The organism is Hyphomonas sp. (assembly GCF_037969335.1).
Lineage (GTDB): Bacteria > Pseudomonadota > Alphaproteobacteria > Caulobacterales > Hyphomonadaceae > Hyphomonas.
In genome coordinates, this window is sequence record NZ_JBBKXE010000086.1 from 1 (window position 1) to 24,254 (window position 24,254).

Here is a 24,254-nt window from a genome sequence, read left to right on the forward strand (position 1 = left end):
GGCGTCGAAGGCGCCGCTGTCGAAGACGTCTTCCTCGGCACCGCGCAACCTGAAGGCGCCACCGGTCACAACGTCGCCCGCAACGCCGCCCTCTGGGCCGGCTGCCCGTCGACAACGTCCGGCGCCACGATCAACCGTTTCTGCTCGTCAGGCCTTCAGGCCATCGCCAACGCATCGCACACGATCATCAACGAAGGTGCAGCTGTCACGGTTGGCGGCGGCGTCGAGAGCCTCTCGCTGGTCTCCCGCTCCGGCCACATGAACCTCTTCCGCTACACGGAAGACGAGCTGATGAAGACATGGCCAGCCATCTGGATGCCGATGATCGAAACAGCCGAGATCGTTGCAGAACGCTACAATGTCAGCCGCGAGTCGCAGGACATCTATTCGGCCGAAAGCCAGCGCCGCACCGCCGAGTTCCAGAAAAAAGGCTACATGGCCGAGGAAATCTCGCCCCTGAAGACCCGCATGAAATTGGTCAACAAGGAAACCGGTGAAGAAACCTATCAGGACGTCGTCTGCGACAAGGACGAATGTAACCGTCCCGGCACGACCTATGAAACGCTCGCTGGCCTGAAGCCCGTCTTCTCCGGCGGCATGGTCGTCAAGCAAGGCAAGTATGTCACCGCGGGTAACGCATCCCAGCTTTCTGATGGCGCCGCTGCCGTGGTCGTCATGGAAGCCAAGGAAGCTGCCAAGCGTGGTATCGAGCCACTCGGTCGCTTCGCTGGCTTCAACGTCGCCGGTTGCGATCCGGACGAAATGGGCATCGGCCCTGTCTTCGCCATCCCGCGCCTGCTCGAGCGCCACGGCCTGACAGTTGACGACATCGATCTCTGGGAACTCAACGAAGCGTTCGCCTCGCAGTGCCTTTACAGCCGCGACCGTCTCGGCATCGATCCCGAGAAATTCAACGTCAATGGCGGCTCGATCTCGATCGGTCACCCGTTCGGCATGACCGGCGCACGCTGCACCGGTTCCATCCTGCTCGAAGGCAAGCGCCGCGGCGCGAAATGGGGCGTCGTCTCCATGTGCATCGGTGGCGGCATGGGCGCAGCAGGCCTGTTCGAAATCTACAGCTAGGCCTCTTTCGCCTCTCAGATATTCAAGAACGCCCCGGTCTTATTGACCGGGGCGTTTTTTTGTCCGCTGACAAAACCGACACGTTTCGTGTACTTTCGTGACTCTTTTACGAAAGCGTCACAAAAGAGAGACGTGCGCGACACAAAACACCCCTACAGCCCACGTTCAGTATCCAAATGGAGATTCGGAATGGGCAAGTTCAAATTATTTGGCGCGGCCTCCGCGATTGCGATCATCTCAGCCTGCCCTGTCCTGCCCGCCATGGCAGACAATCCGCTGGACCTAAACCTTTCGGGTCGCGTCCTGTATGACTACACGCAGGCAGAGGCCGACACGGCTGCATTCGAGGTCGACGAGACAGAACTGCGCAGCGCCCGCCTCGCTCTCTCCGGCAAGACAGGGATCGTGTCTTTCAAGGCTGAACTGGAAACCGATGAAGAAGGCGATATCGCCGCAACTGACGTCTATGCCGATTTCGCGCCCGCTGGCACAGAATGGAAGATCCGCGTCGGCCAGTTCAAGACCCCCAACTCCCTTGAAGAGCAGACCTCCGGCCGCTTCACCACATTCGCGGAACGCGCCGCCTTCACCGACGCCTTCGAGTTCGACCGCCGCTTCGGCATCGCCGCCCATACCAAGGGCACGAACTGGACCTTCATGGCAGGTGCGTTCGGCGGCAGCCTGAACGATACCCCCTTTCAGGAAGGCATGGCCCTTGCGGCGCGCGGCACGTTTGCGCCGGTCCAGTCCGAGGACATGATTGTCCATCTTGGTGCCTCGGTCCGCTACCGCGACAAAGGCGACGACCAGTCGAACCTGCGCTATCGCCAGCGCCCCTTCACCCACATTCCGGGCCGTATCGTCTCGACCGGTTCCGTCGCCGAGTCCGACACACTGCTCGGCCTGGAAGCGGCCATGTTGCGCGGCCCCCTCTGGGTCAGTTCGGAATATGCCATCCTTTCGTCTGACCTCACGGCAGGCGGCAGCGCGACCTTTGGCGGCGGCTCGATTGAGGCGGGCTATTTCTTTGGCGGGCGGCGCACCTACAAGGGCGGCAAGTTCGATCGCCCGAAGGTCGACAACCCGGTCACCGATGGCGGCCATGGCGCGCTCGCCGTATCTGCGTCGTTTGACACGGTCGACCTCTCTGATTCCGGTATTGACGGCGGCTCGCTGGACACGGCCCTGCTCGGCCTATCCTGGTATCCGACCTCGAAAACCCGCATCGGGCTCAGCCTGTTCCAGTCGGATGCCAGCCTCGGCACCACGACCTCCGGTCTCGACCCGGCCTTCGCCGCCGCGGTCCTCGCCAGCCAGTCCAGCGACACGGTCACCGGCTTCACACTGCGCCTGCAGGCCGACTTCTAGTCAAAAGGCCAGCGGCCAGAACCGCTTGTCCCGGCAACCCAGGTCGCAGTAATCTATTTGAAACGCGCACGATCCAAGAGTGCGGCCCTGATAATTGTCTTTTCGCGGGAAGGCCTGCTCCATCATGATACGAATGCTCACCATCGGAGCGCTGGCGCTCTCTCTGGCCGCCTGCTCGGCAGACAAATCCGCAGCGCCGGAAACGGCAGCAGATGAGACGACCCGTTTGATCACCGCCAATCCTCCCTCGGTCGTTTCGTCAGACTCCACCCATGATGACGCCGCCGCGCACGATGACCATGAGCGCCCTCTGGAATATGCGCTGCTCGGACAGAAATTCCCGCAATTCACCGCAACAATGTCCGACGGACAAGCTTTCGACTCCTCCGTCCTCAATCGCTGGATGGTGATCCAGGTCTGGGGCGTCTGGTGTGGTGACAGCAAGCGCGATGCGCCCTACGCAGCAGCCCTTGCGACAGCAATCGAACAGGATCCGGACCTCTATTTCCTGTCGATCCACGTGCCGCAAAATGCCGAAAGCACAAGCGATGAGGACATGTACGGCACATACGGGTCCGTCGAGGGCTTTTTTGCCGAAGAGGGCCACAGCTATCCGACCGTGATCGATTCCGATGCCAGCATCCGCGACCTGCTCAAGATCACCTGGACACCCAGCTATATCCTCATCTCGCCGGACGGTGTGGTCCGCGCCTTCCGTACCGACCTGTCCGTGTCCGATGGCGAGCCGGTAAAGGACTTCCTGAAAGACGTCGCCCGGGTGAAGGGTGACGTGCGCAAGGCAGAGTTTGGCGGCACTCCCCTGCCTGCCACGATCGGGCCGGAAGGCACCATGCGCCTGAAAGGCGAGACGCCGTTCACGCTGGACGCCATGAAAGCCGCTTTTCCCGGTCATGAAATCCTCACGGACCGCGCCTTTGCCGGAGAACAAGCCTACCCGGTGTTTCTCATCCAGACGATTGCGACGCCCAATGAGCCAAGCCGCCTTGTCTACGTGGTCGAACCGGACTGGACGCTCGGCAATGTCGGATCGGTCGTGACCCGCAACCCGGCCGTCACGGGCCCGTATGGCGGCACCATCGGCAAAATGAAACTCAAGGACCTGACCAAGGAAGCGCGGGCCCGCTGCACCCTGCAGCCCGGACCGATCGACTCGCTCTTCATTTGCCCCAGCAATGTGGAGTCTCCGCGCTTCATCCGTGCCTTTGGGGCCGGCGGCGACTTTGACGGCAGGCTTGATGACGCGTCTCCGGAATATCAGGAAGAAGCCGTTCTCCTGGAGATGAAATTCATCCCCCAGCCAGCCACGGCGAAGAAATAGGCCGCTGACCTCGATCGAAACGCATGCGCCGCTATCTGCATGATTAAATGACATTTCATGCGGATCCGCGGAACCAAAGTTTGAATGTTCGCCTCTCAGCCGTTATTGGGTAGACTGGCCCAGAACACATTGGGAAAGGCGAGACTTCATGCTGCATCCTTCGACAAAACGGTTGATCGACAAGCTGAGTGAAATGACCCGCAAACAGCGGGTTGCCTGGTCAGAGGGCGAAAACGGCACGATCACCCATGATACCGAGGGTTACAGGGTCGTCCTGACGCCGGAACCCCACGCCGTTCTACTGACAGATGCACTCGGGAAGATCATCGAATCCTGTACGCCGGACGAGTTTTCCGACGACACCGATGCCGCCGGGCGGCCCTATGCCAGTTTCGTGGCTGATCTCTATCGCGAAGCCCACCGGCATGCCCGGGGGACTGAAAAGGCGATCCACTCCGTTCTCATGGGTCTCGAAACCATAGACGCCGCTCCGGAAGCAGAGCCCGATATCGCGCTGGATCCTGCCGAACTGATCGAGGACCCGGGTGACGACACAGATTCGCTCCCGGAGGCCTATCCTGAGGTCGAGGGACAAAATGACATGGCCCGCGCCGTTGCCAGCATGGCCGATGAACTCAATGGCGGTGCGCCTGAAACCGATCAGGCGCCCGAACCTGAGACCGAGCTGGATGCCGGTTCAGGCACCACTTTCGACGTCGAACAGGACGAGACCGAAGACGCCAGCGAACCTGAAGCCGTGGCCGAAGTGGACGATGCCGCCTATGTGAATTTCGGGGCCTCTACGCCCGGAGCGGCCTCTGAAGCCGAAACGGTCTCTGCCGCCTCCCCCGAGACAGCGGAAGAACCATTGTGGCCGGTTGATGAAAATGCCCCGGAGATTGCTGCGGAAAGCGCCGACGCATCGCTTCAGGACGCCTCTGATCCGGAACCGGCTCCACCTGTCGAACAGCCTGCATCGAGTATTTTGGGCGGCGGCTATTTTGGCGCCGGCACAGGCAACCTGTCCGGCTACATGACATCTCCGCCACCGGAACCGGACGCCGCCACAGAACCAGACCCCATTCTCGTCGCGGATGAGCCGACCGTCGAGGTCGATGCATCAGCCGAACCTTTCCCTTATACGCCCGCATTCTCGACGGATGAGACGCCGGAAGAGAAAGAGGAAGACGACGCCGCGCCGCTCGCCACTCAGGCAACCCCGGTCGAACCGGCAGCCCCGCGCAGCTTCAGCTTGTCTGGCATATCATCGGGATTTGGCCTCGGGTCTGCCAGCCGTGCCGGTCTGGCACCCGCTGAACCTGCTGCCCGCGCACCGGCGACGCCGTCGACAGATCGCGCCCACATGGTCATCGATGGGACAATTGACCTGCCTGACGACATGCCCCTTTCGGAATTCGATGCGGGCCCCGATACACCCGCCTATCCGGATCCTGTCGCCGAGGCGTCCGAGGCGCCGTTCCAATTCAGCGAAGACGCAGCCGCCAACGAGGCGGCCGCCCAAGAGGCCATCTCGGAACCGGAACCGGAATCCTCAAGACCGGAAGAACAGGCTTTCGAAGCACCGCCTGAAACCATGGAAACACAACAGGCTGAAGAAGCGGAGAGCGAATCGCCGCCGCCTGCTCCAAAAGTGACGACACGCTTCAACCCCTGGAATTGATCCGCCGACACCCGCGAAATCGCCGGGAATCTGATCTTTCTCCAGGGTGAGACGCCCACATTTGTGGCGACGCAGCAACATCTTGCCGCCGAAAGCCACGATCGGGCCGAAACCGCGAAGCCTGTCATATCCCGCATGTTGGAACTGTGAGACATCCCAGCCCATAAGATCCCGCAGCAAGACGGGCTGTTCCCGTGCAAGTCAGGATGATTTCCCCATGCAACACAGATCCGCCCTTCGCGCCCTCCTTCTGGGCTCCAGCTTTCTCGTCGTCACACCCCTTCCCGGTAACGCCCAGGAGGTTGATGCCGAAGCGCGCCTTCCCGCCGTCACCGTCACGGCCCAGAAAATAGAACAGAACCTCCAGGACGTGCCGATCTCGATCACCACGGTTGCCGGCGAGAAACTCGACGTGCTGAAATCCTCCGGCGCTGATGTGCGGTTCCTGTCCGCCCGTGTGCCCAGCGTCATCGCCGAAAGCTCGTTCGGCCGGGCCTTCCCGCGCTTCTATATCCGCGGCATCGGCAATACCGATTTCGACCTCAACGCCTCGCAACCTGTCAGCCTCGTCTATGACGATGTGCCTTATGAGAGCCCGATCCTGAAGGGCTTTCCGGTCTTCGACCTCGACTCGATCGAAGTCCTGCGTGGACCACAGGGCACCCTGTTCGGCCGCAACACGCCGGGCGGCATCATCAAGTTCGACTCGGCAAAGCCAACCCAGGAATTCGGGGGCTATGCCCGCGGGTCTTATGGCAATTACAACACCAAAGAGCTCGAGGGCGCAGTCAACCTGCCCGTATTTGCCGATCAGCTCGCCGTGCGCCTGTCGGGCCTTTATCAGGAGCGCGATCCCTATGTCGACAACGGCTTCACCGGCGAGGAAGACCGCTATGAGGGCTTCGAGGAACTGGCTGGCCGCGCGCAGGTCCTGTTCACGCCGAACGATACGGACTTCTCCGCCCTGCTCAACGTGCACGCCCGCTCCAACGAAGGCGACGCCCGCCTCTTCCGGGCCAATATTATCGATGCCGGCTCCAAAGGCCTCGGCGCAGGCTTTGACCGCGACACGGTCTATTATGATGGTGACAATTTCCTCGAGCAGGACACCCATGGCGTCACCCTGCGGCTCGAGAAGGGCCTCACCGACGCCCTGACGCTCACCTATGTCTTCGGCAACGAGCAGGCGACAATCCATAGCCGCAGCGACATTGATGGCGGCTATGGCGCCGCTTTCCTGGGCGCTGGTAATTTCGGTCCCGGAAACATCCCGTTCCCGTCCGAGACAAGCGGCTCTGTCGACGCCCTTCATCAGACCACGAATGAATTGCGCATCGCCTATGACAATGGCGGAGCTGTGCGGGCACAGGCTGGCGTCTTCTTCTTCGAGGAAGAGGTGTCCATCACCTCGAAAAACTTCAACTCCCTGGCGCCTGGCCGGCCAGAGACCAGCAGCGCCCACCGTGAGCTGGACACCGAGAGCAAGGCCGTCTTCGCATCACTGAGCTATGACATCACCGATCAGCTCACGCTCTCCGGCGGCGCACGCTGGAGCGATGACGACAAGGAATTCCGGGCGACCGGCGACGAGCGCGAGCTTGGCGACGAACAGGTCAGCTGGGATGTCACCGCCGACTACAAACTCGACAAGGACATCAATCTTTACGCCCGCATCGCCAAAGGCTTCCGGGGGCCAACGGTGCAACAACGCTTCGGCGCGCCCTCGCAGGCCGACAGCGAGACCGTTCTGTCCTACGAGGCCGGTGTGAAATCGGAATTCTTCGACAACCGGCTCCGCGCCAATGCCGGCATCTACATGTTCGGGATGGACGGCCAGCAACTGACTATCGTCGGGGGCCTGAACAATGATGTCTCCCTGTTCAATGCCGACAAAAGCGAGGGCTATGGCTTCGAGGCCGATATCGAGGCTACGCCCGTCCGGAACCTCCTGCTGACAGCAGGCCTGTCCTACAACAAGACCGAGTTCAAGGATGACCTGATCATCGCGCCGGGCTGTGGCGGCGGCTGCACCGTGCTTGACCCGGCCGTGTATGACGCTGATGGCACCACGCTGCTCGGCTACAATATCTCCGGCAATTCCTTCCCGAATGCGCCGGAATGGATCGCCAACATGACGGCGCGCTATGCCATCCCGCTCCAGGCTGGCGAGCTCTACGGCTACACTGACTGGGCCTATAAGGGCGACACGAATTTCTTCCTGTATGACAGTATCGAGTTCGGTCAGGACGGATATTGGGAAGGCGGCCTGAAGGTCGGTTACAAGTCAAATGCTGGTTATGATCTGTCCATTTTCGCCCGCAACATTCTCGACGAAGAGACCCTGACAGGCGGTATCGACTTCAACAACCTGACCGGCTTCGTCAACGAGCCGCGCACCTATGGTGCCCAGCTTCGCTGGGACTTCTAGTCCAGACACGATCGATACGCGAAACCAAGCCGGGCCGCAGCACGCACCCGACATGCTCACCGAGTTGCCAATGATAGGCATGAGCCGAATAGCCCTGCTATTCGGCTCAAACAGTGCTTCACACGGGAGAGACGTCGGTGACCTTGTAGGTCAGGGGCGTTTCACCATGGCTGGTGACAGTCACGTACTCGCCTTCCTTGAAGACATGCTCGCCGAGCCGGTAACCCGCTTCGTCATCGCCTTCATCATCCTCGTCATAGTGGAAGAACCAGTGATTGCCGCGATGTGTCAGCAAACCGTCGGCGTGCGCTGTATCATCGGAGGAAAAGCGCACGACGCGGCAATTCTTGCGCACCTCCCGCCAGGCGTCCACGTCCAGATGGCCGTCTGCCGTCAGCGGGGCCACCATCGTGTAGCCTTCGCTCGGGTCGCCGCCCGGAAGACCGGGATTGCGCGCAAGTTGGAGTGTGATGCGGCTGAGGGCCATGTTGGTTTCCTTTATGGTTTGAAGTATCGAGAAATTAGCGTGCCAGCGCGAGCACCGGCGCATGAGCCGCTTCCAGCATCCGCCGTGTCGTTCCGCCGAACAGGCGTTCGCCGAGCCGCGAATGTCCGTATGCGCCGGCGACGATCATGGATGCCCCGCTTCCCTTTGCCAGGGCCAGCAGGCCGCTGCCGACATCACCGTCGATCTCGGCGGCTTTTGCCGTCACACCGTGCCGCTTCAGCCAGCTTTCCAGCGTTCCCGGTTCGGCCGCCGGACGGGCCGCGTCGCGTTCAAGGTCTTTCGGTGCCTGCGCGATGATGACATCCCCCATGGCCCGGATCAGCGGAAGGTGGAAACGCACAGCCCGCGCCGCGCCATTGCTGCCATCCCAGGCGATGATCACCGGCCCAGCACTGAATTCGTCGCTGCCCGCCAGCACCACCGGCAGGCGTGCATCCATCATGACATGCTCGAACGCCAAGTATAGCGGCGTGCCATTCTTTGCTGCCGACCGGGGAAACACCACGGCCTGCGCCAGTGTGGCCGCGTTGGCGCTGGCACGTTCCACCGTATTGACCTCATGGAAGAAGTCGCAGTCGAGTCCATGTGCGCCCATGCTGGTAACGTCATGAAACGCAGTCTCGGCCGTCTGCTTCATCGCAAGCTGCATATCGATGATGCTTTGCGCTGTGCTCGCTGTCAGGCCGACCGCTTCCGGTGTCGCCGAGACCATCAACACCGCGTTCGGGTCCGGCAAGGCAAACAGTCCAGTCACAGGCGTATTCAGCCGCCTCGCGAGTTCCACCGCGGTCAGCGTGGATTGACGATCTTCTTTTTCGGTTCCCTGCAAAATGGCAACGACTGACATGGGACATGCACCTCCGGGTGACGGGACTTGTTCAACTTGCCAACAGTCTACCATCCGGCCCGGTTTCAGCGAACTACGCAGATTCCCCTAGCGCGCGGCAGCGATCCGCGTCCGTGCGATCCCATCCGCGACCGCATTGGTCGGCTGGCCGCTGGTCAGCGCTTCATCCAGCACTTCGCCCAGTGTCTGGACCAGGCGTGCCAGCTTGGCGTCCACCCATTCGCGAGAATAGTTGCCAGAGATCTCGGCCGCCACATTGATGATGCCACCACCATTGATCACATAATCGGGCGCGTAGAGGATGCCCTTGCGTCGCAGCAATTCCCCCATTTCCGGCATGACCAGCTGGTTGTTTGCGGCGCCTGCAATCGCCTTCACCCTGAACTGGTCCAGCGTCTGTTCATTGACCACGGCACCCAGTGCACAGGGCGCGAAAATATCCGCCTCGACATGGTAGATTTCATCCGGCGCAACGATACGCGCGCCTGTCCGGTCGGCCACCGCCTTCAGCGCCGCCTGGTCGATGTCGGTGATGATCAGGTTCGCCCCCGCCTTGGCGAGATGGTCGCACGTATAGCCGCCAACCGATCCGACACCCTGGACTGCGACGGTCCGCCCCGTCAGGTCTCCGCTGCCAAGCGCGCGCTTCGCCGTCTCGACAATACCGAGGAACACGCCGCGTGCCGTGACAGGCGACGGGTCGCCACTTGCCGCTTCGCCCTGGTCGAGCCCGGCGACATAGGCCGTCTCTTGCCGCACGATCGCCATGTCGGCGACGTCGATCCCGACATCCTCAGCCGTGTAATAACGGCCCTGCAGGCTTTCCACCGCCCGGCCAAACGCCCGGAACAGGGCCGGAGACTTGTCGGTCTTGGCATTGCCCCAGATCACCGCCTTGCCACCGCCCAGCGGAATGTCGGCCATGGCATTCTTGTAGCTCATGCCCTGGCTGAGACGCAGCACATCCTTGAGCATGGCCTCGCCGGATGGGAAATTCCACATCCGCGTGCCCCCGGCTGCCGGGCCGCGCGCCGTCGAATGGATCGCGATAATGGCTTTCAGGCCGCTGGCCGCATCCTGGAACAGGTGCACGCCTTCATGGGAATCATAGGAAGGATGGTCGAACATGGGTGAAATCGCATTTGGTTGCAGATGAAACGAAGCGCAGCGTTTAGGTTCTTGCTTCCCTTGGGTCAATCACAATGGCCGCGACACAGGCACCACTGGCCCAATCCTTGCCTGATTGCTACCCACGCCCTTGGCGCACCCTTGCCACACCCTGTCCACCCGGCTGGAAACCACTTGTTAACCTTCAGAAAATTGACTCCTTCTCAGGAATTGACGCGTATCCTCTGCGCATAAAATGCAGCTACGTCCCATCATCCTTGCCATCGGCATCATGACCATCCTCCTCGGCGCAGCGATGATTCCGTGTGCATTGATGGATTTGGCCGACAAGCGTCCGGAAGCGCATGTCTTTGCCGTGTCGGCATTCGGCTCGATGTTCATCGGCACCTGCCTCTGGGTATTGGCGCGCGGCGGAGACCAGCGCACGGGCCAGCGTGAGGCCTTCCTGCTGACCGTACTGGTCTGGGTCTTCCTGCCAGCCGTCGCAGCCATCCCCTTCATCGCGTCCGGCATGAGCCTGACGGACGCTATCTTCGAGTGCGTTTCCGGTCTCACGACGACAGGTGCGACCGTCCTCACAGGCCTCGACGACATGCCGCGCGGCCTCCTGCTCTGGCGTGCCATCCTGCAATGGTTCGGCGGCATCGGCATTATCGTGACCGCCATCGCCATCCTGCCCCAGCTTCGGGTTGGCGGGATGCAGCTTTTCGAGCTCGAAAGCTCGGATATTTCCGGCAAGTTCCTGCCACGCATCACCGACATCGCGGCCTATCTCGGCTTCACCTACCTGTTGATCTCGATGCTGTGCGCCCTTTGCTACTCGCTCGCCGGCATGAACTGGTTCGATGCCATCGCCCATTCCATGACCACGATGTCGGCTGGCGGCTATTCCACGCACGACCTGTCATTCGGCTATTTCAACGACACCAATGCGCCTTATGTCGCGACCCTCTTCATGTTCATCGCCGGGCTACCGCAAAGCCTTCTGGCGATGATGCTCCTCCAGGGGCGGATCATGCCGATGATCAAGGATCCCCAGCCGCGCGTTTACCTGCTGATCGCACTCGTGCTCTCACTGGTGATCGTCGCCTATCACGAGATCGTCGTCGATCCGCGTATCTTCGAGACCGCAGCCCACGCGTTCAAGGACGCCCTGTTCAACATCATCTCGGTGATGACGGGCACGGGATATGCTTCGGCCCCGTACGACACATGGGGCGAACCGGTGATGGCGATCTTCCTGGTCGCAACCTTTGTCGGCGGTTGCGCGGGGTCCGCGGCTTGCGGCCTCAAGATGTTTCGTCTCGAAATTTCGGCCAAGGCCATCGTCGCCTATTCTCACCGCATGACGATGCCCCACCGCAGGACGCCCATCCGCTATGGCGGAAAAGTGGTCGACGAAGAGACCCTGCAATCCGTCATGGTCTTCGTGTTCCTCTACCTCGCCACATTCCTGGTCGCCGCCGCGCTACTGTCCCTGTGCGGGCTGGACGCGATGACCGCCATTTCCGGTTCGGCGACCAGCGTCTCCAATGTCGGCCCCGGCCTCGGCCCAATCATTGGGCCATCCGGCACGTTCCAGACCCTGCCCGATGCCGCCAAATGGATTTGCGCCATCGCCATGTTGCTGGGCCGGCTTGAGTTCATTTCGGTCTTCGTCGTGCTGACGCGCCGCTTCTGGCAGGGTTGAAAATTTCCCGGACGCAAATCTGGACTTCTGCAGCATTCCCTGAACATATGGCACACATGGTGCCATTAGAGTGCCCACGGGAGGAATTTTACAATGTGGAAAACACTAACGCTCGCCACCACGGCGCTCGCGCTCGTCGCCTGCAGCGGCAACAAGTCTGACGAGGCGCCCGCTGACATTGCGGCGACTCCGGAAAGCACAGCCCCGGACGGCGCGACCCCCGGCTACAGCGCAGAGCGCAACGCCTATTTCGGCGACATGCACATTCACACGCGCAACAGTTTCGATGCCTACATCTTCAACGTGCGCCGGGACGCCGACGATGCCTACCGCTTCGCCAAGGGCGAGACGATCAAGCACCCGTCCGGTTTCGACATGACCATCGCAGGTGGCCCGCTCGACTTCTACACCGTTACCGATCACGCCGAATATCTCGGCGTTCTCCCCGCGATGAATTCCAAGAGCTCGCCGCTTTCCGAACTGCCGCGCTCCAAGGATATGTTCTCGACCGATCCAGCCAAGATCCAGGCGGCCTTCCAAGGTGTGGGCGCCTCCGTCCGCTCAGGCGACAAGATTGAGGAAATGTATGACGAACCGCTGATCGATTCGGTCTGGGGACAGAACATAGCAGCCGCCGAAAAGTACAATGAGCCTGGCGTCTTCACGACATTCTCGGCCTATGAGTTCACGTCCGTCACGACACCGGATGACAATGGCGGCTTTGGCGGCGGCAACCTCCACCGCAACGTCTTCTTCCGCGGCGAAGCGCCCGACCGCGCCTTCTCGACCCTTGATTCCACCAATCCTGAAGACCTCTGGGACTGGATGGACGCTCAGCGCGCCGAGGGCCGCGAGTCGATCGCCATTCCGCATAATTCGAATGTGTCCGACGGCCAGATGTTTCGGCTCGAAACCTATAATGGCGATCCGCTGGATGCGGCTTATGCCGACCAGCGCAACCGCAACGAACCGCTCGTCGAGATCACGCAGGTCAAGGGAACGTCCGAGACGCACCCCGACCTCTCGCCCAATGACGAATGGGCGAATTTCGAGATCTATGACGAATTGCTCGCCAGCAATATCGTATCGAAAACCAAGGGCTCCTATGTCCGCGAAGCCTATCGCAATGGCCTGAAGCTCCAGGAAGAACAGGGTTTCGACCCGTTCCGCTTTGGCATGACCGCCGCCTCTGACAGCCATGTCGCAGGTGGCGCCTATGCAGAGACTGATTTCTGGTCGAAAATCGGCATCGTCGACGGCCTGCCATTCCAGCGCGGTTCGGTGCCCATGCCCGGCATCACGGACTGGGCAGATCAACCCGACAACCAGACAACCAAGAACGCCAAGCATTGGTTCTCGCGCTGGTCAGCGTCGGGTCTCACGGGCGTCTGGGCTGAGGAAAACACCCGCGACGCCATCTTCGATGCCTTCCGCCGCAAGGAAACCTTCGCCACCACCGGTCCGCGCATGAAGGTCCGCTTCTTCGGTGGCTTCGGCTACACGGCTGACACGCTGAACGCCACCGACCTTGCCAAACAGGCATATGCGGGCGGCGTCGCCATGGGCGGCGACCTTGTCGGCACCGGCGAGGCACCCCGCTTCATCGCTTGGGCCATCCGCGATGCGAACTCGGCGCCGCTCCAGCGCGTGCAGGTGGTCAAGGTCACCAGCAGCGGCGAAGCCGTGTATGACGCGGCCTGCTCCGGCGGCGCCAATCCCGATGCCAATCATCGCTGCCCGGACAATGGGTCCAGTGTCGACATCACGACCTGCACCACGGCAGACGGCAGCGGCGCTGGCGAACTGAAAGCCCTCTGGACCGACCCGGACTTCGTGCCCGGCCAGCGCGCCACCTATTATGTCCGTGTGCTCGAGAACCCGACCTGCCGCTGGTCGACCTGGGAAGCCAATCGTAATGGCACCCCGCCGAATCCGGACCTGCCCACCACGATCCAGGAACGCGCCTATACGTCGCCGATCTGGTACATCCCGCCCGCTTAGATGCGACAGCTGCTACGCGAGCCGCTCGTCCATTTCGTCATCGTCGCATTGCTCGTGTTCGCGGGCCATGCGGCGTGGACGGCGCACGTCGCCGCCCGTGACGGTACCATCACCGTGACCCAGGAAGACATGCAGCGCATGGCGGCGCTGTATGCGTCTGAATCCGGCGTGCTGCCCTCGCCGGAAGACATGGCGGCGATGGTCTCTGACCAGATCCGCGATGAAGCCCTGTCGCGCGAGGCTCGCCGCCTCGAACTCGACGCAGGCGACACGATCATCGAACGCCGTCTTGCCCAGAAGATGAGCTTCATGGTCTCCGATCTCGCCGACACGCCTGTACCCGACGAGACGACACTTCGAGCCTGGTATGACGCTCACCCCGACGCTTACACCGCCCCACCGAACGTCACCTTCGAGCACGTCTTCCTCAGCACGGACGCCACCACGGATGCGGACACAACCACCCTCCTCAACACCCTCAACGCCCCCTCACCACCCGACTGGCACACCCTCGGCGACCCCTTCATTCTCCAGCGCGCCTATGGCGATCTCCCGTTTCGCGAAACCGTTCGCCTGCTCGGGACAGACTTCGCGACCGCACTCTTCGCACTGGATGCGGGTGACGCGTGGCAAGGTCCGGTCAGGTCCGCCCTCGGCCTGCATCTCGTGCACCTGATCGCCAAGGACGATGGCAGCCTGCGCCCCTTTGAAGAGGTCCGGTCGCGCGTCGAGGCAGACTGGCGTGACGACGCCCTGCGTACCGCCAACGAGACGGCCATCGCGAATATCATCAAGCGCTACAAGGTCCGTATCGAAGGCGCCGAATGAGACGGCTTTTTCTCGCGCTCCTGGCCCTGATCTGCATCGCCCTGCCCGCCAGCGCGCATGAAGTCCGGCCTGCCTATCTGGAAGTCACCGAAACAGAGCCAGGCGCGTTCGCCGTGACCTGGAAACAGCCCGTCCTGGACGGACGCCGCCTGAAGCTAGACCCGGTCTTTCCCGAGGGCTGCGACCGTGAACGCGAACGCGCCGATGCCGCTGGCGGCACCCTGGTCCAGCGCTGGGAGATGCATTGCGATCTCTCCACCGGCCAGATCGAAATCGCCGGGTTGGAACGCACCCTCACGGATGCCTTCGTCCGCGTTGACCGCCTCACCGGCGACGATCTCTCTGCCGTTCTCCGCCCCGGTGCACTCCAGCTCGATCTCGCATCCCCCACAGGTGCCCCGACGGCGACCTATTTCCGCATCGGCGTGGAACATATCCTGTTCGGCTTTGATCACCTGCTCTTCGTGCTCGGCCTGGTCCTGCTGGTCCGGCCCCGCCAGCTGCTGGCCACCGTTACCGCCTTCACCCTCGCCCACTCACTCACCCTGGCCGCCGCTTCGCTCGGGGGCATCACCCTGCCCGGCCCGCCGGTCGAGATCGTGATCGCCATGAGCATCGCGCTGCTCGGCGCTGAAACCATCTATCGCAGCCGGGGCCACGAAACGCTCAGCCAGCGCAAGCCCTGGCTCATCGCATTTGGCTTCGGCCTGGTCCACGGATTCGGATTCGCTGGTGCGCTCGCCGAAATCGGCTTGCCGAAAGGCGCCGAAGTGCTGGCCTTGCTGCTGTTCAACCTCGGTGTCGAAGTCGGCCAGGTCGCCTTTGTCGGCGCGGTCCTGCTGCTGGTTTTCCTTGCCACGCGTTTCGCCCGCTTGCCGCTGGCACCGGCGCGCATCGTCGCCGCTTATGGCATCGGCATCACGGGTGCCTATTGGGCGATCGAGCGGATCGTCAACGTCTTCGTCTGACGCCTAGAGCCCCAGCGCCTTCCACAACATCCGCGCCGCCACCAACGCCAGCAGCACGGCAAACAGCCGCTTCAGCAGGACCGCATCCATCTTGTGCGCCAGCTTCGCCCCAACCGGCGCCATCGTCACAGTGAATAGCGAAATCAGGGCAAAGGCAGCGACGTTGACATAGCCGAGCGAGAAGGGCGGCAGGTCCTCCCGGCCCCAGCCGATGAAGATCGCCACAATCGCCGACGGCAGCCCGATCAGAACGCCCCAGCCAGCCGCCGTGGCCACCGCGCGATGGATCGGTCGGCCGTACAGCGTCATCAGGCTGACCCCGAACGTGCCTCCGCCAATCCCCATCAGCGCCGAGAGCGCGCCAATCGCCATACCGAGCCCGCCGCGTACAATGCCACCCGGCATCGTTTCTGCCAGTCGCCAGGTTGGCCGTCCGAAGAATAGCTGCGCCGACAGGACAAAGGCCATCGTGCCGAAAATACCGAGCAAGGCCTGTTTGGAGAGGAAGCCGCTGAGGCCCATGCCAATCAGCGCCCCGAGGACAATAAAGGGCGCCCATGTCCGGATGATGTCCCAGTCGACAGCGTCATGGCTATGGTGCGCCATCACGCTGCGCGCCGATGTCAGGACGATTGTCGCTAGCGACGTCGCCACCGCCACATGCATGGCGGTCTCGCCATAGCCCATGCCGTCGAACAGGAAGAACAGGACCGGCACGATGACTGCGCCGCCGCCGATGCCGAACATGCCGGCCGCGAGGCCCGCAGCCGCCCCGGCCGCCGCGAGACCCAGCAAGAGCGGCCAGTACTGCAGGAAAATATCGATCATGCTTCCGCTTAGCGGGCCTGCCCGCGCTTGTCGATTGGCATCGCCCTGGCCCCAAAGCTACCAGACGCCAGCCTGCTTCAGCGCCGCATCAAGGTCAGGCGGAATGTCGAGCGCCGCCTCGCCGGTCTTCAGGTCGCGCGGGGCGTCTGTCGGCTTCAGGTAGCGCCAGCCCTGGAACGGGCGTTTGGCCTGCGCATAGGTTCGCACCAGGTTCGGATCGAACACCAGTTCGCACATGGCGCGGCCTTCATCATCCTTGATCGCGCGGATATCGATGATCCTCTGGCGCACCCGGATCGCCCGCTTGATGACCCAGTAGATCGAACCGCCGTCGAGCATTTCCTCCGCCCGCTTCGGTGCCATGCGGGTGTGGTGGACGGGATGGTCGAGGCGCTGCAGCTGCCGCGTCTGCCAGTCAGCGAGGTCTTCGATCGTGTCGGCGCCCACGCACAGTTTCACCATGTGAATCGTCATGGCGTGGAGACTAACGCGCCGGGCCGTCCAATCCAGTCATCAATGTGGGTTTGGCTGCTTTGCCGCGCTCGAAATCCCGCTGCGCCTGGGCACTGGCGAAGAAGAATTCGGCATTCACAATCGTTGCCGAATAGCGCCGTTCGATTTTCCGGAATGCGGCACGCGCCTCCAGCTCGACTGAAAACCCGGACACATAACTCATGCCCCAGCGCGGCTCGGTCCGCAGGAAATAGCTCTGGTTATACTTCGTCAGGCGGCCGCCTTCGGGCCCCGCAACAGGCTGGGGCAGCGTATAGTCGATCCGCAGGAACCGCTCACCCACAGGATCCAGCCACGCCGTCGCCTGCAGCCGTTCGGCTGCCCACACGTCGAATTCACCATCATTCTTGGATGGCGTATGCCGGAACGAGATTTGCCAGGCATGCCCGCGGTCATCGACCTGGACGCTGCGGCCAAGGCTCGCGCGCAGGTCGTCCGGGAATAGCCGCCCGTCAGGCGCGGCCTCGGCGGCCCAGTTAGCCGCCACGTCCTCCAGTTCGTCGTCTTCGCCCTGCCAATCGAGCACCTGCCAGCGTTCAGCGCCTGTCTTGCGCGGATCAAACGCGTAGACACGCTTGGCCCGGTCGCTCTCCAGTTCCACCGTAAAGGCGGCCCGCAGCGTTTTCGGGGCCTCGGTCGCCGACAGCGCCGAGTCCATCGGACCGGTTCCGGTCACCAGCGAAAACGCCATGAGTAGTGCAAGCCACATCGACAAAACCATCCCGACTGAACTTTTGTCCACATTTGCGGCAACCATGCGGCAAAGGCGCAAAAGCTCGTTTGGCGACCATTCTAGGCCGCCAAGGATTTATGGGAGTTGAACAGCGCTGCCTGTCAGGGTTTCACATAGGCGAGCGGCCGGTTGTGCTCGTCGAGTTTCAGATAGCGATCCCGTAGCTCCGTCTGGCGCGTTTTCAGGGACTGGACGTCCCCGTCAATGATCACCACGTCCGGATTGGAGGTGATTTCCAGCGGATCGCCATCCCAGACCACGATATCCGCCCGGGCACCGGGACCGATCACACCCAGCCCCTGAAGACCGAATATCGCGGCAGGCGCCGTTGTCAGCGCTTTCATCGCATCATCGTGCGACATGCCGTTGGCCACCGCATTGCCGGCCACCTGGATCGCCAGACGGGCCTGATGGCTGGAATCACCGAGATGCGAAATGGCGACCGTCACGCCGGCCTCCATCATGCGCGACGCGTTTTCCGCCGTCGCGCCGAGTTGCTCGAAGCTGGCCGGCAGGTTTGAAAAGGCATCCACGATTACCGGAATACCGGATCGCGCCAGCCGCGGTGCCACGCGCCAGCCCTCATCGGCCCCGACAATGGCGATCTTCAGGTCCGGGTTCGCTGCGGCAAAGTCCATGATCGCGTTGAGATCGCTGGCCTTGTGCGCTTCGATCAGGATCAACTGCTCGCCCCGTGCCGCCGGTCCAAGCGCCTCGGCATCCACCCGGCCAAGCGCGGTGCCGTCATTGCTCGTGAAATACCGCGCCGGATAGGCGCCCGCATCGTCCAGCGCGGCCCGGAACTGCGCCCACGCTGCCGGACGCGATCCGCCTGCCAGCGCGGCACCGTGGTCGCCCAGCGATATCAGCAGGAAGGCCTTGCGCAAAATCTCGGTATCCACGTCGCCGCTTGTGTCAGCGACAAAGCCCTGTCCGGCAAACAGGTTCGAACTGGCCTCAGGTGCCACGACGATCCGCGTCACCCCTTCGACGCGTGTCACGGCCACAGCCGTCGAATCCGGATTGAATCCATCCGCCGCATCCAGCGCAACGGAATAATCCGAGCCGCTGGCTGAGGTGTCATCGGTCGCATCTTCGGCGTCGACTTCCACGATCCCGGTGCGCGAGAAGGCGGAAATAAAGCCCGGACTGACCCATTTTCCGCTGGCATCGATGACCGTTGCCTCCATCGGCACGGGCGATCCCGCCTTGCTGACCGAGACAACCCGACCCTTGTCAATCACGACGATCCCGCTCGGGATCGTGCCTTCACTGGTTCCGGTCCAGACATTTCCGCCGACAATCGCGACAGGTGCGGCCAACACGGGCAGCGCAAGGCTCGCGGCCACGGCGATCAGGCTGGCAATATGGCGCATGCTCATTTCAGGTCTCCTTCACCGGGCTGGCCGAGTTCGAAATCCATCACCGGCCGGTTCGCCGCATCGCTGCGGTCATACATCAGCGCGCCATCGACAAAGACCTGGTCGGCCTTGGTGTAGACGCTGAACGGATTGCCGGACCAGACGACCACATCGGCCATCTTGCCGGGCACGAGGCTGCCGGTCTTGCCGTCGATGCCGAGTGATTTGGCCGGGTTCAGCGACAGCCATTGCCACGCCTCTTCCTCGGGTATGTTGATGCCGATCTTCCGTCCGTCCGCCCATGCCTTGGCGGCTTCCTGGTTCAGGCGCTGGATGCCGATATCGCTATCGGAATGCACGATCGCGCAGGCACCGGCCTGGTGCACCATCGGGATGTTTTCCTTGATGCCGTCATAGGCTTCCATCTTGAAGCCCCACCAGTCCGCCCACATCGACGAGCAGGCGCCGTATTCGGCCAGCTTGTCGGCAATTTTGTAGGCTTCGACCGCATGGTGGAAGGACGTGACCTTGTAGCCAAACTCCTTCGAAATATCCATGACTTGCGCGATCTCATCGGCGCGATAGCAATGCATGTGAACGAGGATGTCACCGTCGAGCACGCCTTTAAGCGTATCCAGTTCGAGGTCGCGCATCGGCGCGTCGCCGCCTTCTTTCTCGTATTTTTCCCATTTGCGCTTGTAGTCGGCCGCCTGGATCCAGGCCGTCCGGTACCCGGCGACATTGCCCATGCGCGAATACGGCGTGCCACCCGGATACTTGCCGCCACCATAGCCATAGACCCGCTTCGGGTTCTCGCCGCAGGCCATTTTGAGCGTGTAGGGCGCGCCCGGGAACTTCATGCCCTGCACGGTCCGGCTCGGCACATTCTTCAGCGTCACGCCGCGCCCGCCGAACAGGTTCGCGCTGCCCGGCAGCACCTGCAGCGCCGTGACGCCGCCTGCCAGCGCCCGCGTGAACCCCGGATCCTGCGGCCAGATGCCATGTTCGGACCAGACTTCCGCTGTCACCGGGCCGGAAATCTCATTGCCATCACCATGCGCGCTGACACCGGGCGAGGGATAGACGCCGAGATGGCTGTGATTATCAACGATGCCGGGCGTCACCCAGCGACCGGCCGCATCGATCACCTTGGCATCGCCCGGCGCGGTCAGGTCCTTGCCGATCGCCGACACTTTGCCGTTTTCGATGAGCAGGCTGCCATTTTCGATCAGCGCGCCGGTGCCGTCGATGATCGTCGCGTTCGAAATGAACACGGACGGGTTCGGATAAGGCGCATAGGTCGAGGGAAACGGATCCTTGGGAACCGTGATCTTGTCCTTGCTGTCGGCCTTGTCCGTGCCACCGCACGCGGCCAGAATCAGGGCAAGGCACGACAGGCCCGCCAGGGAAATTCGGTTCATCTGCATCAGCCCCACTCGCTGTATTGATTACAGACGCATTTGTGCGCAGATTTGAGCCTGCGGCAAGGGGGGCGGCGCGTTCAGCGCTTGCGCGGCGGCGAAACGTTCTTCTCGCGGGCAAAAACCAGCTTCATCAGCCAGTTCGGCGCAAACCGTTCAACGCGGGGGTGGCGTTTCAGTACGCTTTCCATCCAGCGATGCCCCCAAACCGAATTACGACCCAGCAGGATGACACCCAGGATACCGAATGGCAGGCCGATCGGAATCAGCGGCGTCACGATACCAATCGGAATCGACAGGGCGATCATCAACAGGCCGATCAGGGCCAGGAGCTGGCGGAACGCGGTATTGAAACCGGAACGGAAGGGATCAACCGGCCTTGCGGGCGGCAGGGGAGCAGTTTCGGTCATCGGGTTCGTTTCGTCGTCAGCCATTCTGGGTGATATGGGGCTTGTGGGTTGTTCCGGCCAATGAAATCATCAGGATGTGTTCAAAGTCTGGCAACAGCGTTACTCGATTGCTACAACTTTGAATATTCTTGCTGTCGATTGCGGGAACGGGGCATGAGGACGGCATGAAATTACAGTCCATCCAGATCCTGCGCGGCCTCGCGGCGCTGCTGGTCGTCCTATACCATATCCGCGCCATGGAAGCGCTGGCCATCGGCCGGAATGGCCTCAGCGAGATGCCGTTGCTCAACGGTTTCGTGACCAACGGCTTTGCCGGAGTCGACCTGTTCTTCGTGATTTCGGGCTTCATCATGGTTTACGTGACCGAAGGCATGCGGGCCGGAATCAGGTCGAGCCTCGATTTCCTGTTCGCCCGCGTCACCCGGATCTTCCCGCTCTGGTGGGTCTTTGCCGGCCTCATTTCCGTAATGTTCGTCATCAACGGCGCGATCGGCTTCGAGGACGTTTGGAACCGCGTCCGCCAGGGCGAGCCGCTCGTATCCTATCTCGTCAAATCCTTCTTTCTCGTGCCACAGACGGCTCCCCCGGTACTCGGCGTCGGCTGGACGCTCGTCCACGAAATGTACTTCTACGCCGCCTTCACGCTGATGTTGCTGGTGCCGCGCCGGTTCTGGCTCTGGATCCTCCTCGCCTGGGGCGCGATGATCGCTGGCGGCTCGGCCTTCGGCCTGACCAAGCCCTTCGCCGCAGATTACAGCGCGCTCCTGTTCTATCCGATGACCATGGAATTCATCATGGGCGCCGTCGTCGGCCTCGCCATCAGTTCCGGCATCGCCTGGCGCAGCGGCATCGTCACGCTGGTCGCGGCGTTATGGCTGACGGCCAGCCTCACCTTCCAGGGCATGGAAGACGTCAATCTCCTGATGTGGGGACGCGTCGTCTGGTTCGGCTTGCCCTGCACGCTGCTGGTCTATGGCTTCGCCACGCTTGAACTGTCCGGCCGCCAGGCCTGGCTGGTGCCCGTCGGAATCGGCGCGCTCATCGCCGCCATGATCAGCCTGCTCTACAATCTCGTCGCCGAAAGCCCGTTCTCCGATCGCCTCGGCGCCACCATCGTCACGGTCACCGTCGGCGCGCTGGCCATGCTGGCTGTCCTGTGGGCCGGCTGGCTCGCCGGGCAGGCCCGGCCCGATCGGATTCGCGCCATGACGCCCGGGTTCCAAACGGCTTACCGCAGCCTGGCACGTGTCGGCGACTGGTCATTCTCGCTCTATCTCTGCCACCCGCTCCTGCTTGCGCCGGTCCGGATGGCCTTCGCAGAAGCCGCGAAAGTGCCGTGGCTCGCCCCGGTCTTCCAGCTCGGCCACGCAGGCCCCTTCGACAATATCGCGCTGATCGTCACGTCGCTTGCGGTCACATTGCTGGCCGCAGCGCTGTCTTACCGTTTCATCGAACGCCCGATGATCATCGGCTTCGGCAAGCTGCGCGAACGCCTCTTCGACCGGAAACCCGAACCGGTCGCCGCCAGCTAGGCTGCCTATTCCGCCGCGACGGTATCGGCTGCGGGCGCCGTCCATTTCAGCACCGGCTTGCGCGCCGCGCGCGTCTCGTCGAGCCGCCGCATCGGGGCGAGGTAGGGCGCACCTTTCAGCGTGTCGTCGCCCTGCGCCGCGCGCCGGGCAATGCTTTCCAGCGAGGCGCAGAACCGGTCAAGCTCGGCCTTGCTCTCGGTCTCGGTCGGCTCGATCAGCATCGCGCCATGCACCACCAGCGGGAAATACATCGTCATCGGGTGATAGCCCTCGTCGATCAGCGCCTTGGCGATATCCAGCGTCTCGATGCCTTCCGCCGTGAACGCATCCGAGAACAGCGCCTCGTGCATGCAATAGCCCTCGAAGGCCGGCGTCATCACATGCTTCAGCTTCGCCGCGATATAGTTCGCATTCAGCACCGCATCCTCGGCCACCTGTTTCAGGCCGTCCGCGCCATGGCTGAGAATATAGGCCAGCGCCCGCACGAACATGCCCATCTGGCCATGGAAGGCGACCATGCGGCCAAAGCTTTCAGACGCATCGCCCTCCATGTCTTCGACGAGGCTGAAAACGCCATCCTCGTTCTTCACCACGAAGGGCACCGGCGCATAGGGCGCCAGCGCTTCTGAGAGAACCGTCGGGCCCGAACCCGGCCCACCGCCGCCATGCGGCGTGGAGAAGGTCTTGTGCAGGTTGATATGCATCGCATCGACGCCGAGATCGCCCGGCCGCACCCGCCCGACAATGGCATTGAAGTTCGCGCCGTCACAATAGAAGTATCCGCCCGCCGCGTGGACCAGGTCGGCAATCTCGCAGATGTCCGTCTCGAACAGGCCGCACGTGTTCGGATTGGTCAGCATGATGCCGGCCACGTCATCAGTGTGCTTCAGCTTCTCGCGCAGCATGTCCATGTCGACACGGCCCCGCTTGTTTGCCTTGATCTCGTCGACGATGAACCCGCATTGCACCGCCGTCGCCGGGTTCGTGCCATGCGCCGAGGCGGGCACCAGCACGCGCTTGCGTGTCTCGCCCTCGCCGCGCGCGATCAGCGCCTGACGGATCGCCAGCATACCGGCCAGCTCGCCATGCGCGCCCGCCTTCGGGCTCATCGCCACGAAAGGCATGTTGGTCAGCATCTTCAGCCAGGTCGCCAGCTCGTCGATCAGTTCCAGCGCGCCCTGCACAGTCGCCTGCGGCTGCATCGGGTGGATGTCGCCAAAGCCCGGCAGGCGCGCCATCTTCTCGTTGAGGCGCGGATTGTGCTTCATCGTGCAACTGCCCAGCGGAAAGAAGCCGAGATCGATGGCATAATTCCTCTGCGACAGGCGCATGTAATGGCGCACCATTTCCGGCTCCGACAGGCCCGGCAGGCCGGTCGGCACCTTGCGCGCCACACCGCCCAGACGCCCCGTCCGGTTCTGCGGCGCCGGCAGGTCCACGCCGGTTGTCTCACTCGTCCCGATCTCGAAGATCAAGCCCTCAGCCTGCAACAGGCCGCGCGAGCCCGAAACGGTCTCGATGGCAGATACGGAAGCAGATGTCGGCGCCGTCGGGCGGCCTTGCGTGTTCATGCTCATCAGACAATCT

The 24,254-nt window shown here is 62.4% G+C and carries 20 protein-coding genes; 10 read left to right on the plus strand and 10 right to left on the minus strand.

Features of this window, described 5'->3' with window-relative positions; genetic code table 11:
• From AADA04_RS07070 to AADA04_RS07090, 5 genes are all read left to right on the plus strand, one after another.
• The coding region (locus AADA04_RS07070; RefSeq protein WP_340692550.1) for an acetyl-CoA C-acyltransferase at nucleotides 1-1,083 on the plus strand (1,083 nt) is incomplete at its 5' end.
• A 189-nt stretch (nucleotides 1,084-1,272) separates the two neighbouring features.
• Complete coding sequence (locus AADA04_RS07075; protein ID WP_340692551.1) at nucleotides 1,273-2,451, plus strand: porin; 1,179 nt, start codon at nucleotides 1,273-1,275, stop codon at nucleotides 2,449-2,451.
• Between the two features lie 124 nt (nucleotides 2,452-2,575).
• Nucleotides 2,576-3,790: a redoxin family protein gene (locus AADA04_RS07080; RefSeq protein ID WP_340692552.1), complete on the plus strand. Its 1,215-nt coding sequence runs from the start codon at nucleotides 2,576-2,578 to the stop codon at nucleotides 3,788-3,790.
• A 148-nt stretch (nucleotides 3,791-3,938) separates the two neighbouring features.
• On the plus strand, nucleotides 3,939-5,471 hold the full coding sequence (locus tag AADA04_RS07085; protein WP_340692553.1) for a hypothetical protein: 1,533 nt from the start codon (nucleotides 3,939-3,941) through the stop codon (nucleotides 5,469-5,471).
• Nucleotides 5,472-5,688: 217 nt separating this feature from the next.
• Nucleotides 5,689-7,899, plus strand: a complete 2,211-nt coding sequence (locus tag AADA04_RS07090; protein WP_340692554.1) for a TonB-dependent receptor — start codon at nucleotides 5,689-5,691, stop codon at nucleotides 7,897-7,899.
• 118 nt (nucleotides 7,900-8,017) lie between these two features.
• Here the strand turns inward: AADA04_RS07090 and AADA04_RS07095 are convergent, their stop codons facing one another.
• From AADA04_RS07095 to AADA04_RS07105, 3 genes are all read right to left on the minus strand, one after another.
• Complete coding sequence (locus AADA04_RS07095; RefSeq protein ID WP_340692555.1) at nucleotides 8,018-8,386, minus strand: hypothetical protein; 369 nt, start codon at nucleotides 8,384-8,386, stop codon at nucleotides 8,018-8,020.
• A 34-nt stretch (nucleotides 8,387-8,420) separates the two neighbouring features.
• Complete coding sequence (locus AADA04_RS07100) at nucleotides 8,421-9,254, minus strand: universal stress protein (RefSeq protein ID WP_340692556.1); 834 nt, start codon at nucleotides 9,252-9,254, stop codon at nucleotides 8,421-8,423.
• A gap of 87 nt (nucleotides 9,255-9,341) precedes the next feature.
• On the minus strand, nucleotides 9,342-10,382 hold the full coding sequence (locus AADA04_RS07105; RefSeq protein WP_340692557.1) for a Glu/Leu/Phe/Val dehydrogenase: 1,041 nt from the start codon (nucleotides 10,380-10,382) through the stop codon (nucleotides 9,342-9,344).
• Nucleotides 10,383-10,617: 235 nt separating this feature from the next.
• Here AADA04_RS07105 and AADA04_RS07110 point away from each other — a divergent pair, with 235 nt between their 5' ends.
• The 4 genes from AADA04_RS07110 (at nucleotide 10,618) to AADA04_RS07125 (ending at nucleotide 15,869) form a co-directional block, all read left to right on the plus strand.
• Nucleotides 10,618-12,072: a TrkH family potassium uptake protein gene (locus AADA04_RS07110; protein WP_340692558.1), complete on the plus strand. Its 1,455-nt coding sequence runs from the start codon at nucleotides 10,618-10,620 to the stop codon at nucleotides 12,070-12,072.
• A gap of 93 nt (nucleotides 12,073-12,165) precedes the next feature.
• A complete protein-coding gene (locus AADA04_RS07115) occupies nucleotides 12,166-14,073 on the plus strand; it encodes a DUF3604 domain-containing protein (protein WP_340692559.1) in 1,908 nt (635 codons plus the stop codon).
• Nucleotides 14,074-14,901, plus strand: coding sequence for a peptidylprolyl isomerase (locus AADA04_RS07120; protein ID WP_340692560.1), 828 nt, complete (start codon nucleotides 14,074-14,076; stop codon nucleotides 14,899-14,901).
• Nucleotides 14,898-15,869: a HupE/UreJ family protein gene (locus AADA04_RS07125; RefSeq protein WP_340692561.1), complete on the plus strand. Its 972-nt coding sequence runs from the start codon at nucleotides 14,898-14,900 to the stop codon at nucleotides 15,867-15,869. The genes AADA04_RS07120 and AADA04_RS07125 overlap by 4 nt, the downstream gene beginning before the upstream one ends.
• Nucleotides 15,870-15,872: 3 nt before the next feature.
• Here AADA04_RS07125 and AADA04_RS07130 read toward each other — a convergent pair whose 3' ends face one another.
• From AADA04_RS07130 to AADA04_RS07155, 6 genes are all read right to left on the minus strand, one after another.
• Nucleotides 15,873-16,697: a sulfite exporter TauE/SafE family protein gene (locus AADA04_RS07130; RefSeq protein ID WP_340692562.1), complete on the minus strand. Its 825-nt coding sequence runs from the start codon at nucleotides 16,695-16,697 to the stop codon at nucleotides 15,873-15,875.
• Between the two features lie 57 nt (nucleotides 16,698-16,754).
• Nucleotides 16,755-17,159 (minus strand): DUF1489 domain-containing protein, encoded by a 405-nt coding sequence (locus tag AADA04_RS07135; protein WP_340692563.1) that lies wholly within the window; start codon nucleotides 17,157-17,159, stop codon nucleotides 16,755-16,757.
• Between the two features lie 22 nt (nucleotides 17,160-17,181).
• Nucleotides 17,182-17,919, minus strand: a complete 738-nt coding sequence (locus tag AADA04_RS07140; protein WP_340692564.1) for a hypothetical protein — start codon at nucleotides 17,917-17,919, stop codon at nucleotides 17,182-17,184.
• A gap of 125 nt (nucleotides 17,920-18,044) precedes the next feature.
• A complete protein-coding gene (locus AADA04_RS07145; RefSeq protein ID WP_340692565.1) occupies nucleotides 18,045-19,325 on the minus strand; it encodes an amidohydrolase family protein in 1,281 nt (426 codons plus the stop codon).
• Nucleotides 19,322-20,725: an amidohydrolase gene (locus tag AADA04_RS07150; RefSeq protein ID WP_340692566.1), complete on the minus strand. Its 1,404-nt coding sequence runs from the start codon at nucleotides 20,723-20,725 to the stop codon at nucleotides 19,322-19,324. Before AADA04_RS07150 ends, AADA04_RS07145 begins: the two co-directional genes overlap by 4 nt.
• Nucleotides 20,726-20,805: 80 nt before the next feature.
• Nucleotides 20,806-21,159, minus strand: coding sequence for a hypothetical protein (locus tag AADA04_RS07155; protein WP_340692567.1), 354 nt, complete (start codon nucleotides 21,157-21,159; stop codon nucleotides 20,806-20,808).
• A gap of 140 nt (nucleotides 21,160-21,299) precedes the next feature.
• On the opposite strand from AADA04_RS07155, the gene AADA04_RS07160 reads away from it, so the two are divergent.
• Nucleotides 21,300-22,667 (plus strand): acyltransferase, encoded by a 1,368-nt coding sequence (locus AADA04_RS07160; protein ID WP_340692568.1) that lies wholly within the window; start codon nucleotides 21,300-21,302, stop codon nucleotides 22,665-22,667.
• 5 nt (nucleotides 22,668-22,672) lie between these two features.
• Here AADA04_RS07160 and gcvPB read toward each other — a convergent pair whose 3' ends face one another.
• Nucleotides 22,673-24,244, minus strand: coding sequence for an aminomethyl-transferring glycine dehydrogenase subunit GcvPB (gene gcvPB / locus AADA04_RS07165; protein ID WP_340692569.1), 1,572 nt, complete (start codon nucleotides 24,242-24,244; stop codon nucleotides 22,673-22,675).
• Nucleotides 24,245-24,254: the final 10 nt, after the last annotated feature.